Here is a 16,225-nt window from a genome sequence, read left to right on the forward strand (position 1 = left end):
TTAAGTTGGATAAATGAAACCGGCTAACAAGCAAATGGTTTTGTGCTCTATGGATTTTTTTTGAAAAAGGGCTGGGTTTACAAAGGTTATAATCAACCTACTATGAGTAGAAAAAACTTCCTAAAGCGGGTTTATTCTAGAGTAATGAGCTAAAAATGCATGATAAATATGCCGAAAATTTACCTTACGCCATTAAATAAAATTTTTTATCCGAGGTACCAGAAGGATTGTTAGTTGGTTCCAATGCCTGAATCAAATGGAAAACTGCCTGCTCTTTAGTAAAATACTGTGCTGCCAATTTTCTGGAATTCTGGCTCATTTTTGTGAGTTCTGACGGGTTTTCCTCCAGTTTTTCAAGCTGTAAAAAGGCAGATTCAATTTTAGACGGTAGGCAAGAAACACCCAATTGATATGTTTTTACCAAATCATAAACCCATCCTTTATGATTGATCAAAATCGCCTTGCCGGCAGCCAAGGCATCAAAAAATTTATTTGGGCTGTTGGTTTTCAGTACGGGTAAATGAGCGAAAGATATCCATGCAAAGTCTGCCAAACTGAGCACTTCATTGACTTTTTCCTTGGAGCCATATGGAATAAAATGAACCTGAGAAAGGGATTTTTCCTCAGCCGTTTTTCTAAGTTGCTCTTTGCTACTCCCATTCCCCATAATCAAAAACTGCCAGTCTTTACCTTTATTTCTGGCCATTTGGGCAAGATCAAGCAGTTCATTCACCGCATTTACCTTCCCCAAGGCTCCTGTATAAGCGATAGTCAACCTATCCTTCAGTCCGTATTTTAGGAGCAGATTTCCAGTCTTTTCCATTGGGAAAAATCTATCGAAATCCGAGAAATTTGGGATCAAATGAATCTGTTGTTGTGGAGCCACTTTCCGCAAATGATCAGCAATTCCATGGGACAGTGCGACCAAGCTTAAAGCTTGCCCATAGATCTTTTTCTCCAGCGAAAACAAATTTCTTTTCAATATAGAATTCTTGATTGCCCCTACTTCTATGGGAGCTTGGGGCCATAGATCCCGAACTTCAAAAATGTAGGGGATAGCCAAGTTCTTCTTCGCCCAGAGTCCAAGTAAGCCCGTGGTCAGCGGGGTGGACGTGACATATAGCAAATCTGGGCGTGGAAGTTTTCTAATAAGCTTTTTGGCTTGACGAACGTAGCTTAGAAAAGACAACACACGCTTTAAAAACCCAAATTTCTGATCATAATCCACCGGTAAATAGTGTACTTTGATTCCGTCAATCCATCGCTGATCGTAGCCGGCTTGAGTACCTCCTGTGATCAGCTCTACCTCACATCCTGCATCCACCAGCCCTTTGGCTAAGTGATAGGAGCGCACCGCCCCACCTTCGGCCGGAGTTCTGAAATATTGATGGACATAAATAATCCTCATAGCTTGTGCAATTTCACCCATTCAGCCAGAAGAAACAGATTGTAAAGTGTTAAAAAGTTAAGCTTGGTACCAAGTTCAGGCTCAGCGGCAAGCAACCTCATCTTAGGAGGAAAAAGCTCTCCATGGCTTTTCTCGAATACTTTGATAGAGTCAAAAATGCGTCTGGAAAATTCGCCATTCTCTGCAAACCATTCTTTCAAAGGAAGTCCAAAGCCCATTTTCTTACGTTCAGCGATCCAAGCTAAACCCTGTTCGTCCAGAAATCTTTTGATCCAAGGCTTCCCTCTCAACGTTTTTTCACCCTTCACATTTTTCCACAAATCCAGCATTCCGGTATCCAAATAGGGCGACCTACCTTCTATGCTCTGTGCCATCAAGGCATTGTCATGGATTTTCAACACATCTTGAACCAAATATACCTGCCGATCAAACTCAAGCATCTGTGTGTATTCAGTCAGATTTCCATTGAAAATCCTTTCGTAGTCTTCTGCCAAGTCATTTGGAACAGTATCCAATCCAGAGAAATTCAGAAAAGTCTTCTGAGAATTGGAATCTATAGCTGAGATAAATTTTTGATAGCTCCGGCCAAGTGGGAGTTTTCGAAGAACACCCTGAAATCTCAGTAGGATATCCTTGTGCCTTTGGTAAGCGTCAAAAGCCTTATGCCGCTGATATCCTCCCCAAAGCTCATCTGCCCCAGCTCCCGAAATCAGTACCCTGACTGATTTTTTAGCTTCCTTCCCAATCATCCAAGTCAGAAAACCAGCAGAATCTCCTATAGGTTGATCCACACTTTGAAGGTAGTCACCCCAATTTTCCCAGAATGTGTCCTGATCGATTTCTATAAGATGATGATTGCTGGGAAATTGTGTTGTGAAGCGCCTTGCCGCATCTCCATCTCCGTATTTCTTTCGATATTTTGGCTCCACTTGAATGGTAAATGAAGACAGGGGAATCCCCATCTCCTTATACCAAATCGCATACAGCAATGAGCTATCAGCCCCCCCACTCAGTTGCATTCCTACCGGCACATCAGCGTGAAATTGATTTAGAACAGCATCAGTAAGCAACTCCCTGAACCTATCAAAAGTCGGTTCCAAATTGGGACTGGACTCAGTCTGTATATGATCCTGGCGGAAAGCCAAGTGATTCAAAACCTTACTATATCGCCCGGGTTTCCATTCATGAATCCCGCGGAAAAAGGTATTTCCCGGCAGAGGGACCCTGAGGTAAAAATACGGATCAAATTGTCTCGCCTCAAGTGGTGTTTTTTTTATTGTTTGAATGCTACTGGACACAGAGGAAAAAATCAGAGTATCTGGATCTTGGGCATAATAAAGCGGCTTTTCTCCGTTTTTATCCCGGGCTACCAACAGAGTTCTTTCTGTCAAATCCACAAAAATCAAAGCAAACATCCCCTGCAGTTTCTCCAATCCCTGTACTCCAAAAATGCTCAACACATGCAATACGACCTCGGTATCGGAGTGTGTGGTAAAAGTTACACCATCCTGAATGAGCAGGTTACGGATTTCCTGAAAATTGTAAAGCTCCCCATTCCAAATCAGCAAAGACCTACCATCGGGAGACCAAAAAGGCTGATCCGCTTCTGCTCCTGTGTGTAAGATTTTCAGCCGGTTGACCCCGATCCAAAGTCCCGGCCATGGACTGAAGCTTGCTTGCTGATCAGGTCCGCGATACTGACTTTGCCGAAGCATGCCATTAATCGCCTCCTCATTCGCTTCCTTACCCCAGATCAGATGGATTCCGCACATTACCCTTCTGTTTCGGCTTTGGTGATTTTCCCCTGATTTTTCTCAAAATACCGACACAGGTGAGTCAATGTACATTCTTTACATTTTGGTCTTCGTGCCAAGCAAACATACCTACCATGCAAAATCAACCAGTGATGTGCGATGTGCACATACTCCTTGGGAATATGGCGGATAAGCTGCTTCTCTACTTCTAAAGGAGTTTTTGCCGTCTGAGAAACTAGTCCTAATCGCTTGGAAACGCGAAAAACATGGGTATCCACCGCCATATTTGGTTGGTTCCAGACCACCGAAGTAATCACATTTGCAGTCTTCCGTCCCACACCGGGAAGTTTGATCAGTTCAGGGACAGTAGAGGGGACTTCGCTCCCAAAATCCTCCACAAGCATTTTGCCCAAGCCCAATAGATGCTTAGTCTTATTGTTTGGATAAGAAACGGTTCTGATGTAGGGAAAGAGCTCGTCAAAATTCGATGCTGCCAAAAACTCAGGTGCTGGAAAATCCCGAAAAAGTGCGGGAGTAACTAAGTTAATACGCTTATCTGTACATTGAGCTGAAAGTACGACTGCCACTAACAGCTGAAAGGGATTTTCATACTGAAGTTCAGTCTCCGCAATAGGCATATTCTCACGGAAATGATTGATGATGGCTTCGTATCTTTCTTTTTTCAGCATTTTCTTGAGCGTTTTTCACCGGTAAGTCCAAAGGGATTTGCACAGTTAAGCACTGTATTTATCCATTTTGCTTTTCCAGAAAGTAAATCTATTTTGAATTTTCATTCTAATTAGGGAACTCCCTAATGCATGTATCAATTCTGATCTCTAAGCACAACGCTAATTTAAAAGATGCATACACCAATCCCATTGTCGGTGAAAAAATAGATCGAATAATCTGTATATCCGTTTTTCTACCAATTAAAGAAGCATAAAGTAATATAGGACTTGGAAATCCCGCTAGCCATCGGGACATTGAGGCTACTTGGGCCTGCCTCGCTGTGGCGGGTCACCCGTCATCCCCACCTGAAGGGCAGGGGTCTTCCAGCAAGCAAACCAAAGAAATTAATGCCACTGGCATCATTGCGGATACTCATATTGAATAATATTACATGCGACTAGAAAGTTACCATAAAACCAGATTTGTAAACAGTTGATATTCGAATTTGCTTAGAATGAAGCTGAAATATTGACTATTGGGTGAATTGTATTGCCAAGTGGTTTTTTGGTGAATACATAAAGTTTAAATTCGGGAAATCACCGGCTATGAAACCGAGCCTGCCTGGGGCAGACAGGCAGGCCGAGGACGACACACACTGGGAAGATTATCAACCCTGCTAGATTCCGTGTGGCCTTTAAAAAACCGAATTATATTCACATGAAAAAAACCTGCTTTCTGATTATCCTATTAATTTTCTCTGTCTTCAGCTTATTTGCCCAAGAAAGACCCCGGGAAAAAGGAATCATTTTCGGTGTCCTTCCTACGGGTGCGCTAAATGCTATTACCGATGTACACGGTGTGAAAGTGGGACACTTCACCAAAATAGAAGGCAACAATATCCGCACGGGAGTAACGGCAATTTTGCCCCATGATGGAAATGTTTTTCAGCAAAAAGTCCCTGCTGCTATTTACGTAGGCAATGGATTTGGGAAACTGGCAGGAACTACTCAGGTGGAAGAGCTTGGCAACATTGAGACGCCGATTATTCTTACCAATACGTTGAGTGTAGCAGCCGGAATCGAAGGAGTAGTCCGATATTCTTTGACACAAGAAGGAAATGAAAATGTACAGTCGGTGAATGCTCTGGTAGGAGAGACCAATGATGGCTACCTGAATGATATCCGGGGAATGCATATTTCCCCAGCGGAAGTAATTGAAACAATAAAGTCTGCCAAGACGGGAAAAGTCGATGAAGGAAACGTAGGTGCAGGGACAGGCACGGTTTGTTTTGGCTGGAAAGGAGGTATAGGTACCTCTTCCCGCAAACTGCCGGAAAATCTCGGAGGGTACACGATTGGAGTATTGGTTCAAACCAATTTTGGAGGAAATCTTCAGATCGATGGTGTGGCTGTCGGCGAAAAATTGGGTAAATATCCCTTTCGGGATGCATTGGAAAAATCTGATGGAAGCTGCATGATCGTGGTGGCTACAGATGCACCTGTATTGGAAAGAAATCTCGAACGCATGGCAAAGCGTGCTATGATGGGCTTGGCAAAAACCGGAGGGATCGCTTCCAATGGCTCCGGAGATTACGTGATTGCTTTCAGTACAGCTGAAGGACTTCGCATACCATACTCTTCAGAAAATGGAGCATTGGAATCAGCAGTTTATGTAAGAAATGATGATATGTCAGGCTTGTTTATGGCAGTGATAGAAGCGACGGAAGAGGCGATTATCAATTCCTTATTTGCTGCGCAAAGTATGGAAGGAAGAGATGGGCACAGTGTCCGGCAATTGCCAATCGACCAAGTGATGACCTTGATGAAGCAAAACTAAACCAAGAGCTAAGTGAAAGATAAATGCTGCTGTACAGAAGAAGAGGAGGCAAACCACCGTCATTCTCAGGATGACGGACATGATCACTCCCCGGCGAAGAGCGAACCCATGGTGAAATTCTTTGCGCCAGCTATTTTTTCATTTGCGATGATGATGCTCGGCTTGGGCTTCGACCACATTTTTCCCCAGGATTGGTTTGGCGGTTACGTAAGATTAGGGTGGTATCTCGTGGCATATATTCCTGTTGGGCTACCTGTACTCAAAGAGGCGTTGAAGAGCATAACCAAAGGCGATGTGTTTTCGGAGTTTTTTCTGATGGGAATCGCGACACTGGGAGCCTTTGCCATAGGAGAATACCCGGAGGGAGTTGCGGTGATGCTTTTTTATTCTGTTGGGGAAGTTTTTCAGGGAATGGCAGTCCGTAAAGCAAAAACCAACATCAAAACCTTACTAGACCAGCGACCTGATGAAGTCACTGTTTTGGAAGGCAAAATAACCCGGACCATCAAAGCTGAGAAGGCAAAAATCGGTGATGTTATCCAACTGAAACCAGGCGAAAAACTTGGATTGGACGGTAAGCTACTTTCAGAAAAAGCATCTTTTAATACTTCCGCTTTGACCGGAGAGAGCAAGCCTGATTCCAAGAAAAAAGGTGCTGTCGTACTGGCAGGAATGGTAAATCTGAATACCGTATCCCAAGTCAAAGTAACCACCGCCTACACAGACAGTAAGCTTTCAAGGATTTTGGAATTGGTGCAAAATGCGACTGCACAAAAAGCACAGACGGAACTTTTCATCAGAAAATTCGCCAAAATCTATACACCGGTTGTGGTTTACCTCGCAATAGGGATCTGCTTTCTTCCCTATCTTTTTGTGCAGGATTATGAGTTCAGCGATTGGCTTTACCGCGCATTGGTTTTCTTGGTTATCTCCTGTCCCTGTGGTCTCGTGATCAGTATTCCGCTTGGGTATTTTGGGGGAATTGGAGCTGCGAGCAAAAACGGCATTCTATTCAAAGGAAGTAATTTCTTGGATAGTCTGGCAGAGATCAAAGAAGTGGTGATGGACAAAACGGGGACGATGACCGAGGGAATTTTTAAGGTACAGGAAGTTTATCTTCAACCGGAATTTGAGGGTACAAAAATTCTTGATTTCGTCAATTCTCTGGAAAGCAAAAGCTCGCATCCAATAGCCAGTGCGGTTAAGGATCATGTGGGAGAGATTGATTTTGATATTGTGCCCGGGAATATAGAGGAAATTGCCGGACACGGGTTGAGGGCACAGGTGGAAGGAAAAGAATTGCTTGTCGGAAATTTCAAGCTGATGGATAGGTTTTCGGTTCCCTATTCCATCGATCCAACCGGTCTTGCTTACACGCTGGTGGCGATAGCATACGAAGGGAAATTCGCCGGCTATTTGACCATAGCAGACAGCATAAAAAGTGATGCCCGGAGGACAATTGATCGCCTGAAATCCATGGGAATAGGAATCACGATGCTCAGCGGAGACAAAAGCAATGTGGTCAAATTTGTGGCAGATCAATTGGGGATCCTCCATTCATTTGGTGATTTGCTGCCTGAGGATAAAGTAGAAAGAGTCAAAGAAATCAAAATGCAGAAAGGAACCGTTGCTTTTGTCGGTGACGGGGTGAACGATGCGCCCGTTGTGGCAATTTCAGATGTGGGGATAGCAATGGGAGGCTTGGGAAGCGATGCTACAATAGAAACTGCAGATGTGGTGATTCAGGATGATAGGCCTATTAAGATTCCAATGGCGATTTTGATAGGCAAAAAAACCAAACAAATCGTCTGGCAGAATATCGGTTTTGCTTTTGGCATCAAAGTTCTGGTACTTATACTTGGAGCACTGGGATTGGCTACAATGTGGGCAGCGGTATTTGCTGATGTGGGAGTAGCCTTGTTGGCAATACTAAATGCGATACGGATTCAGAAAATGAGATTTGAATAATCTTAAATTAGAGAGTCTGTTTAACCAAAGTTCCAGGTTTAAAATTTAACTCTTATGAAAAAAGTAAACCTCAACGAGAAATTTGATCTGATAAAGGAGCTATGGACTCCAAAAATAATCGGGGAACTCAACGGTCAGGATGTGAAACTGGCCAAAGTAAAGGGTGAGTTTGTTTGGCATAATCACACCAACGAAGATGAGCTTTTCCTGATTATAAAAGGATCTCTCAAAATTGATTTAGAAGGGGAATCAGTTACGCTGAACGAAGGGGAAATGCTCGTAATTCCACGTGGAGTAGAACATAGGCCTGTGGCAGAAGAAGAAGCCTGGATTTTACTTTTCGAACCTCAGAGCACTAAGCACACAGGGGAGGTGAAATCCGAATTGACTGTGGATAAATTTGAAAAAATTTAACCCTACTCTCATAGTTGTATTGGTTAGATACAAAGAATCTGTGAACAGAAATTGGGGTTGCTTAAACCCTATAAACCTATTCAAACCCAAAATCTATGAAAGTCTTATACTTCTGCATCATTACGCTATTGCTGGCGAACACTCCTCTGATAGCACAAAACAACTCAGGGAAAGAACGTATCATTGTACTCACCGATATAGAAAATGAGCCCGATGATGCCATGTCTCTGGTGAGATTTTTGACCTACTCCAATCAATGGGATGTGGGAGGTCTGGTTGCTACCACCTCTATTCATCAGCAAAATAAAATCGCTTCTTGGAGAATTCTGGAAATCCTCACGGCGTATGAGAAAGTAAGGGATAATCTTGAAAAACATGAACAAGGCTATCCTACCGCTGAGCGGCTGAGATCAGTGGTGAAAGAAGGAATTCCTAAGTATGGCATGGAAGCTGTAGGTGAAGGTATGGATTCAGAGGGGTCGGAATTGATCATCAAAACAGTGGATAAAGAGGATCAAAGGCCTGTTTGGGTGTTGGTCTGGGGAGGCCCAAATTGTCTGGCGCAGGCACTTTGGAAGGTGAAAGAAACCCGTAATTCGGCAGAAGTTGCAAAGTTTGTGTCCAAACTAAGAGTTTATACTATATCAGATCAGGACGATAGTGGTCCATGGCTAAGAAAAACTTTTCCCGAACTCTTCTATATTGCCAGTCCGGGAATCCATGACTTTGGCGGCTATCATTTTGCGACCTGGTCAGGAATCAGCGGGGACAAATTCCACGGACGGTTTGCCGGAGGTAATTTCGAAATTGTGGACAATTCTTGGCTCGATACGCATATTCGGAACAAAGGACCACTGGGAAAGGAATACCCACACATGGAATTTCTTATGGAAGGAGACTCTCCCAGCTTTATGCATTTGATCCATACCGGTTTGGAAAGTCCTGAAAACCCACATTATGGCAATTGGGGAGGAAGATACGAGTTTTATCAACCCAGAACCGAGAGATGGTTTGCAGAACCCGAAACCCGCCCATTGTGGACCGATGCCATGGATGAGGCACTAGGCTTTGACGGTAATTGGCATACAAGCAATAAGGCCACTATCTGGAGGTGGAGAGAAGCTTTCCAAAATGATTTTGAGGCTAGAATGGACTGGACTATTAAACCGTATGAAGAAGCTAATCACCCTCCAATACCTAATCTTAGTTCTCCTGAGCGGATTACCGCCAAAATCGGTGAGCGCATTGACCTGAGTGCTGAAGGTAGCACAGATCCTGATGGAGACCAGCTTACCTACCAATGGTTTTATTATTCAGAACCGGGAGCTTTCACCATAGCAAGCGGACGGACAGCCACACCTTTGAAGATAGAGAATGCTGACCGTCCAAAAGCCCATTTCCTCATCCCAAAAGCCCAGCGACTGGGGGATATGCATATTATTCTGGCTGTGACCGATCAGGGAACACCTGCCCTCACACGATACAAAAGGGTAATAGTGACCGTGGAGCCATAGTTCAGGATAGGAAAGTGGCTTATTACATTCGGGATCCGGACGGAAAATCTGTACACTCAACACTATATACTTGAAAACGTGAGTTTTACCCTTAGTTTAGCTCATAATTTCCGTGGGCCCATTGAATTGTAGGCTCAATCCAATCTTTCAGTGGTTGGAACAGAAATCCGTGTCCCAATCCTGTATTTAGTTCAACTTCTTTAAAGTGGCTGATTATACAGGTTGACCTTTCTTTTCTTTCAACTGCCGAAACTCCAAATGGGTCGGTTTTTTCGAATATGGTCAGTATTCTTCCACAATAATTAATAGCAGGTAAATTATCCAAATCACTGTTATTAAAACTTGCTACAAACACGAAATTTAATTCGGGATTATTGGCTAAAGTCGAAACATATTGAGCGATATAACCTCCTTTTGATGTTCCGACTATTGTTATTTTTTCAGGCTCAGTTCCAATCGAAATCAAGCTGTCGATTTGACTTACAACTGTTATTGCATATTCCCGTGCATTTACATTTCCGTTTCTTTTTTCACTAATTACTTTAAAGCCACTTTTTTCAAATTCCTCTAAAATTTCATTGTATTCGGTCCGTCCAAACTCCGGGTGTGATTCATTCAGCTCATGTTCTTCCAGAAATCTATTGTGAAGAAAGAAAATAAATCGTTCATCGCTTTGTCTTCCGCATCCGAACATTGTCGAACAGAATAGAATCCCCATTACAACACTTATTTTCATATGATTGTAATTTGTCTTTTAAAGGCCATATGGAATCTCGCATGCATTATAATCATCCCAGTGTGTGATCCCGTACGTACGGGATCATGCTCGATTTCATCAGCTCATAATTTTTATAAAAATGTAGACAGCTCGTTTTTTCTGAAATATGATTACCCGCAATGCTGCCGGTAATATGATTTCTCCATGCACACAGGTAGGCATGAAATCATAACGCCAAAGTTTAGCAAACTCAATGCCGTCATAAAGGCGACAATAGATCTAAAACGAACAGTTCAATTCTGCAATGCCGGAAGTCTTGCTCTTAAAGTTGATAAAATGAAGAACCTATAAGCACCCATTCCCCGTTTATTTTTTCAAGATAATAAAGTCTTCCACCATTTGATGTAGTCCCATCCGAAGACTCCATAAACCAGTAAGACTCCTGACCAACAAGAGCCTGCGTTCTATCTTCATTAAAGCCAATCTTATTGACGTAGAAGAACCAAGCCCCTGAATCGGGGTACTTATTTTGGAATAATTCCCAGCTTTTGTGGCCGTTATCCCTATCAAAGTAGTGGGAATATTCTTTATTTGATAGCAGTTTCGTGCCCTTGGATGATATTTCAATTTTGTCAGCCAAAAGGTATGGGGCCTTATTTTCCTGTACATAGTTGAAATATAATGTGCTCTCCATACCGGACATATTCTCCAAATTGAAAAACAGCTCAAAGCTCTCTTTGGGAGGTGTATATATTGAAGTCTGTTGTCGGACTATAAGCTGGGACTGGCTAAATCCTTCAAGAATTTTGCCATACACTTCATATTCATCTGATTGCAATTGATCAGGTTGGTCCAGCACAAATTCAGGAAGGGAATCTTCTTCATTTCCGCATGAGCATAAAAATATCGTACTTAAAAAAAAGAAGATGAGCGTGATTTTTTTCATTAAAGAAGAGTTGAAATACTATTTTGCCCGCAAAACAAGTGATTTTTGGTAAATAATTAATTTTTTTGGCTCTATTTTTTGTCCATTAATAGGAAGAAAATAAGGTTTCATATAGGACTTGCCGATGGCTGGGCTAGGAGTTTCGGACAACAGGGAATGTCCCAGTATTAGCTATGCTCTATCAATTTCAGCAGTCCATAGAAAACTTTTATTTATAATCAATCTAAATAAACTTGAATTCAGGGTATTTTTTGCTTACTTCGCCATTATTTTTAATCAGTCTAAATAGAAGTAATGTTTATTTAAAGATCACTATGCCGTTGCGTCTCTGATGCAAACAATCAAGATCATGAGAACGCCAAATTAGGAACATGTAACATGGAGAGTCAGCTATAATCTCAGGACAAGGAAATGCCATGGAGCTTACTGAACAAAAGAGCTCCAAGCTACTCCTGATCATGGCCGAAATTCCTCAGTTGCCATTTGATCCAACCGTCAACAACCAACATACAATTACCCAAAAGCCACTATTTAATAACATAATTACCCTTAACCACATTAAAATGGAAGAAAAGATATACACTACAATCGCAAGTTTTCGAAAATTTCTCAGCTTTTTCCACCTCATATTTATCAGCTTTGCATTCCTCCCTACTATACAAGCGCAACAACAAACGGCCTCCGTTCAAGGAAAAATCCTGAATGAATCAGGCAACCCCATCCCCTTTGCCAATGTCCACCTCAAGGATCGGAGTAAAGGCGCATTGACTGATGAAGAAGGTCTTTTTGCCATCGACCAAGTGCCGGCAGGAAAATATTTATTGGTTATTTCCCATTTGGGATATAGAACCAAGGAAATACAGATCAAGCTTGAAAATGGACAAACGCTAAGCGTGCCGCCCGTCAGGCTTTCTGAAAACGGCAGTGACTTGCAAGAATTTACCGTAACGGATTCTAAAGTAAACCCAATGGCAAACAAGAGAACAGACTATGTCGCCCGTATGCCATTGGATAATCTGGAGAATCCGCAGGTATATAATGTAGTGACCAAAGAGCTGATTCAAGAGCAAGTGATAACAAATGTGGGGGAAACCCTCCGCAATGCTCCCGGTGTCGTTCCGGTCGTGTATCCTTCAGGTGGATTTGGCACTACATTCAGGGGATTCAACATCGGAATCAATGCCCGTAATGGGATGGAGACCACAACTGGCCGTTCCAGTGTAGATATCGCTAATGTAGAGCGGATAGAAATAGTAAAGGGACCTTCAGGAACCTTATTCGGAGGGAATGTTTCCTCCTTTGGCGGAGTGGTCAATTTGGTAACCAAAAAACCTATTGAAGCAAATAAGACTGAGGTTTCTTATACAACAGGAAGCTATAACCTCCACCGGATCACGGCAGACATCAATAAGCCATTAAATAAGGATAATACCGTATTGTTCCGGCTAAATGCAGCTGTGCATCAAGAAAAAAGCTTTTTGGATTATGGGTTTTACAACGCTTATCTAATTTCTCCCAGCCTGCTTTACAAGGCTTCAGATCGTTTAACCTTTACGCTGGATGCTGAGCTTCTTAATGTCAATAGTACGAGAAATCTGTATAACAGATATGCTCCCCAATCAGGGATCACTAGCCCCGAAGACTTAAAGCTGGACTACAAAAAGACCTTGTACCATCATGATGCGGATGCAGAAACCTCCACCTCAAAAATATTCGCAGAGGCTAAATACCGTCTTACCGAAAACTGGACCTCTACAACCTTACTCTCGTTTGTAGGTGAAGATGTGGATCATAGTTACCAGTATTATGCCACCTGGCTATCGCCTACTACAGCCACCAGAAATGCAGGAGACTGGAATTCTATTTACAACAACTATACGAATATACAAGAAAACATCAACGGGGAGTTCGCTACGGGAAACATCAAACATAAAGTACTAATTGGAGCCAGCTACAGACTCTTCCAGAGTAGAAGTGAATCAGGGGCAACGGGTATTATAGATACGGTAGATGTCACTGAGGATTTCCTTCCTTTGAGAAGACAAGATATAGACCCTCACCTTGTGCCCGGATATTGGCCTGGCTGGAACACGGTCAATACGCATACACTGAGTGGCTATGCCACAGATGTCATCGCATGGACAGATAGATTATCCACGATGCTCAGTCTACGGGTGGATTATTTCGACAGGAAGGAGCAGGGAGGAGCAGAAGGTTTTCAGCAGACAGCTCTCTCCCCAAAGTTGGGAGTAGTTTATCAAGTGGTGAAAGATCAGGTTTCCGTGTTTGGAAACTATATGAATGGATTCCAAAATCAGGCTCCGAGAATGCAGCCTGATGGCTCACAATTGGTTTTAGATCCAGTCTATGCAGTACAGTCCGAGGGAGGTATAAAAGCGGAAGTTTTTGATAAAAGACTGAGTGCTACGTTTAGCTATTATCATATCTCCATCGATAATGCTATCCGCATGAATACCGATGGCTTCGCTCTCCAAGACGGGGAGCAAGTCAGTAAAGGGTTTGACATAGAACTAATCGCCAACCCAATTCCCGGGCTGAACGTAATCTCAGGTTACGCTTTCAATGACAACAGGATCGTAAAAACCTCAGACGAAGCCATCGAAGGCAACAAAGCCACTGATGCCCCGGAAAATATCGTAAACTTTTGGGCTTCTTATACCCTCCAACACAAACTGAAAGGTCTCGGGTTTGGATTTGGAGGAAATTATGTGGACAAAAGCTATATGTTCAGCGATAACATTTTCACCATCCCGGCCTATACGGTCTTAAATACGAGTGCATTTTATGACCAGCCAAAATGGAGGGCAAGTGTTAAGCTGAACAATCTGACCAATGAGAAGTACTGGACCATTTGGGGAGTGCCTCAGGCTCCAACCAACTTTGCTGCAAACCTTACACTAAGATTTTGATATGAATGGGATTTCTGATCAAAAGGATCGGGGATCCCATTCCTTCAATAGCAGACTAAACGAAAGGCTAGGGCATGCCTACAATGGGCAAGTACTCTGCCTGACGATTCTTTTATTTCTTACGGTATTCCGCACAATCCTCCGTCTTTCTTCCATTAAAACCAAGTTTGTAAAAGAATGGCTGCCCGAAAGGACAGCCATCTAACTTTATTCTACAGTTACTGATTTCGCCAAATTCCTTGGTTGATCAACGTTGCAGCCACGCATCACAGCAATATGATAAGAGAGTAATTGTAAAGGAACTACAGCGACCAATGGAGCAAAAGCCTCGTGGGTTTCAGGGATTTCGATCACATGGTCGGCAATCGCCTTCACTTGCGTGTCTCCTTCAGTGACCACAGCAATCACTTTTCCTTTCCTGGCTTTTACTTCCTGAATATTACTCACTACTTTTTCGTAAGAGCTGTCTTTGGTAGCTATAAAGAACACAGGCATTTCCTCATCAATCAAAGCAATCGGACCATGCTTCATCTCGGCAGCAGGGTATCCCTCAGCATGTATATAGGAAATCTCTTTGAGCTTCAATGCTCCTTCGAGTGCAACAGGGAAATTATACCCTCTTCCTAAGTAAAGCGCATTACTTACATCCTTATACTCCTCAGCGATATACTTGATTGCATCATTTGATTTCAAAGCCCGCTCAATTTTTCCAGGAATTGCTTCAAGTTCATGTAAAAGCTGTATGTACTTACTTTCAGGCAGTGTGCCTCTCTGATAACCCAGCTTCAGGGCCATCATAGCCAATACGGAAATCTGGGCAGTAAACGCTTTGGTCGATGCGACCCCAATCTCCGGACCGGCGTGGGTATAGGATCCTGCATGGGTGGCTCTTGGAATAGATGAGCCCACCACGTTGCACACTCCAAAAATTGTAGCTCCTTTTGATTTCGCAAGCTCTATGGCCGCCAATGTATCCGCCGTCTCGCCTGATTGTGAGATAGCTATGACAAAGTCTTTTTCTCCCACTACAGGATTTCTATACCTGAATTCAGATGCATATTCCACTTCTACAGGTACGCGTGCAAATTCCTCGAATAAATATTCTGCTACCAATCCGGCATGCCATGAGGTACCGCAAGCGGTGATGATGATACGCTCAGCATTTTGAAATTTATTCATGTAATCCCGCAGACCGCCTAGAACTAACCGACCTGATTTTGCGTCCAGGCGTCCTCTCAAACAATCCGCAATTGATTTGGGCTGCTCGAAAATTTCCTTCATCATGAAATGCTCATACCCACCCTTCTCGATGGCTTCCAGCTCCATTTCAAGTTGATTGATATAAGGATTGGTTTCTACATTCTCAATGGTTTTGATCTGAAGACGGTTATTTCTGATAACTGCTATTTCAAAATCATCCAAATAGACCACCTTGTTGGTGTATTCAATTATTGGAGTGGCATCAGAAGCAAGGAAAAACTCGTCCTCACCAACTCCAATCACCAATGGAGATCCCTTTCTTGCGGCAATTAAGGTATCTGGTTCTTCTTTGTTTATCAGCACTATAGCATAAGCACCCACTACTTTGTGAAGAGCCAGTCTAAGTGCTTCTTCCAGACTACAGTGATTATTTAGCTGAATATCTTCTATGAACTTAATAAATACTTCTGTGTCTGTGTCCGATTTAAATGTGTAGCCCTTTTGCATCAAATCCTGCTTGAGCACTTCATAGTTTTCAATGATTCCATTGTGAATCATCGCTATTTTTTCAGAAGAAGAATAATGCGGATGCGCATTGGTGTCATTTGGTTCGCCATGAGTCGCCCAGCGCGTATGGCCTATTCCGATTTTGGAGGACAAATCCGGATTTGATTCAAGATATTTCTCCAATTCGGATACCTTCCCTTTCTTTTTGTAGATACTTAGGCCATTTCTGTCCAATAGTGCAACACCGGCACTATCATATCCTCTGTATTCCAATCTTCTCAGGCCTTTGATAATTATGGGTAAAGCTTCCTGCTGCCCTACGTATGCTACGATTCCACACATATTGAAAAATTCTTATGGT

11 protein-coding genes are annotated in these 16,225 nt (G+C 42.8%); 5 read left to right on the forward strand and 6 right to left on the reverse strand.

What is annotated here, in order from left to right; translation table 11 throughout:
- Nucleotides 1-184: 184 nt before the first annotated feature.
- The 3 genes from ID165_RS20435 to nth are packed head-to-tail and all read right to left on the reverse strand — an operon-like array spanning nucleotide 185 to nucleotide 3,851.
- Nucleotides 185-1,408: a glycosyltransferase family 4 protein gene (locus ID165_RS20435; protein WP_192347279.1), complete on the reverse strand. Its 1,224-nt coding sequence runs from the start codon at nucleotides 1,406-1,408 to the stop codon at nucleotides 185-187.
- Nucleotides 1,405-3,180: an asparagine synthase (glutamine-hydrolyzing) gene (gene asnB / locus ID165_RS20440; protein WP_192347280.1), complete on the reverse strand. Its 1,776-nt coding sequence runs from the start codon at nucleotides 3,178-3,180 to the stop codon at nucleotides 1,405-1,407. The genes ID165_RS20435 and asnB overlap by 4 nt, the downstream gene beginning before the upstream one ends.
- On the reverse strand, nucleotides 3,180-3,851 hold the full coding sequence (gene nth, locus ID165_RS20445) for an endonuclease III (RefSeq protein ID WP_192347281.1): 672 nt from the start codon (nucleotides 3,849-3,851) through the stop codon (nucleotides 3,180-3,182). The genes asnB and nth overlap by 1 nt, the downstream gene beginning before the upstream one ends.
- Before the next feature lie 697 nt (nucleotides 3,852-4,548).
- Here nth and ID165_RS20450 point away from each other — a divergent pair.
- From ID165_RS20450 to ID165_RS20465, 4 genes are all read left to right on the forward strand, one after another.
- Nucleotides 4,549-5,667, forward strand: a complete 1,119-nt coding sequence (locus ID165_RS20450) for a P1 family peptidase (RefSeq protein WP_192347282.1) — start codon at nucleotides 4,549-4,551, stop codon at nucleotides 5,665-5,667.
- Nucleotides 5,668-5,679: 12 nt separating this feature from the next.
- Nucleotides 5,680-7,635 carry a heavy metal translocating P-type ATPase gene (locus ID165_RS20455; protein WP_370539708.1) on the forward strand — a complete coding sequence of 652 codons (1,956 nt, stop codon included), beginning with the start codon at nucleotides 5,680-5,682 and terminating at the stop codon, nucleotides 7,633-7,635.
- A 54-nt stretch (nucleotides 7,636-7,689) separates the two neighbouring features.
- Nucleotides 7,690-8,049 (forward strand): cupin domain-containing protein, encoded by a 360-nt coding sequence (locus tag ID165_RS20460; protein ID WP_192347283.1) that lies wholly within the window; start codon nucleotides 7,690-7,692, stop codon nucleotides 8,047-8,049.
- Between the two features lie 95 nt (nucleotides 8,050-8,144).
- Nucleotides 8,145-9,563 carry a DUF1593 domain-containing protein gene (locus ID165_RS20465; protein ID WP_192347284.1) on the forward strand — a complete coding sequence of 473 codons (1,419 nt, stop codon included), beginning with the start codon at nucleotides 8,145-8,147 and terminating at the stop codon, nucleotides 9,561-9,563.
- Nucleotides 9,564-9,654: 91 nt separating this feature from the next.
- Here ID165_RS20465 and ID165_RS20470 read toward each other — a convergent pair whose 3' ends face one another.
- Together ID165_RS20470 and ID165_RS20475 are read right to left on the reverse strand one after the other, a co-directional pair.
- Nucleotides 9,655-10,299, reverse strand: coding sequence for an alpha/beta hydrolase (locus tag ID165_RS20470; protein ID WP_192347285.1), 645 nt, complete (start codon nucleotides 10,297-10,299; stop codon nucleotides 9,655-9,657).
- A 304-nt stretch (nucleotides 10,300-10,603) separates the two neighbouring features.
- A complete protein-coding gene (locus ID165_RS20475) occupies nucleotides 10,604-11,227 on the reverse strand; it encodes a hypothetical protein (protein ID WP_192347286.1) in 624 nt (207 codons plus the stop codon).
- A gap of 563 nt (nucleotides 11,228-11,790) precedes the next feature.
- Between ID165_RS20475 and ID165_RS20480 the strand changes: the two genes are divergently transcribed.
- Nucleotides 11,791-14,157, forward strand: a complete 2,367-nt coding sequence (locus tag ID165_RS20480; RefSeq protein WP_192347287.1) for a TonB-dependent receptor — start codon at nucleotides 11,791-11,793, stop codon at nucleotides 14,155-14,157.
- Nucleotides 14,158-14,364: 207 nt separating this feature from the next.
- Here the strand turns inward: ID165_RS20480 and glmS are convergent, their stop codons facing one another.
- Entirely contained in the window at nucleotides 14,365-16,206 is a 1,842-nt protein-coding gene (gene glmS / locus ID165_RS20485) for a glutamine--fructose-6-phosphate transaminase (isomerizing) (RefSeq protein ID WP_192347288.1), read from the reverse strand.
- Nucleotides 16,207-16,225 lie beyond the last annotated feature (19 nt).

This window comes from Algoriphagus sp. Y33 (assembly GCF_014838715.1).
GTDB lineage: Bacteria > Bacteroidota > Bacteroidia > Cytophagales > Cyclobacteriaceae > Algoriphagus.

Excerpts from the sequence above, each read along its gene's own strand:
- ID165_RS20435 (WP_192347279.1), bottom strand. The coding sequence starts at position 1,408 with ATGAGGATTATTTATGTCCATCAATATTTCAGAACTCCGGCCGAAGGT.
- asnB (WP_192347280.1), bottom strand. The coding sequence starts at position 3,180 with ATGTGCGGAATCCATCTGATCTGGGGTAAGGAAGCGAATGAGGAGGCG.
- nth (WP_192347281.1), bottom strand. The coding sequence starts at position 3,851 with ATGCTGAAAAAAGAAAGATACGAAGCCATCATCAATCATTTCCGTGAG.
- ID165_RS20450 (WP_192347282.1), top strand. The coding sequence starts at position 4,549 with ATGAAAAAAACCTGCTTTCTGATTATCCTATTAATTTTCTCTGTCTTC.
- ID165_RS20460 (WP_192347283.1), top strand. The coding sequence starts at position 7,690 with ATGAAAAAAGTAAACCTCAACGAGAAATTTGATCTGATAAAGGAGCTA.
- ID165_RS20465 (WP_192347284.1), top strand. The coding sequence starts at position 8,145 with ATGAAAGTCTTATACTTCTGCATCATTACGCTATTGCTGGCGAACACT.
- ID165_RS20470 (WP_192347285.1), bottom strand. The coding sequence starts at position 10,299 with ATGAAAATAAGTGTTGTAATGGGGATTCTATTCTGTTCGACAATGTTC.
- ID165_RS20475 (WP_192347286.1), bottom strand. The coding sequence starts at position 11,227 with ATGAAAAAAATCACGCTCATCTTCTTTTTTTTAAGTACGATATTTTTA.
- ID165_RS20480 (WP_192347287.1), top strand. The coding sequence starts at position 11,791 with ATGGAAGAAAAGATATACACTACAATCGCAAGTTTTCGAAAATTTCTC.
- glmS (WP_192347288.1), bottom strand. The coding sequence starts at position 16,206 with ATGTGTGGAATCGTAGCATACGTAGGGCAGCAGGAAGCTTTACCCATA.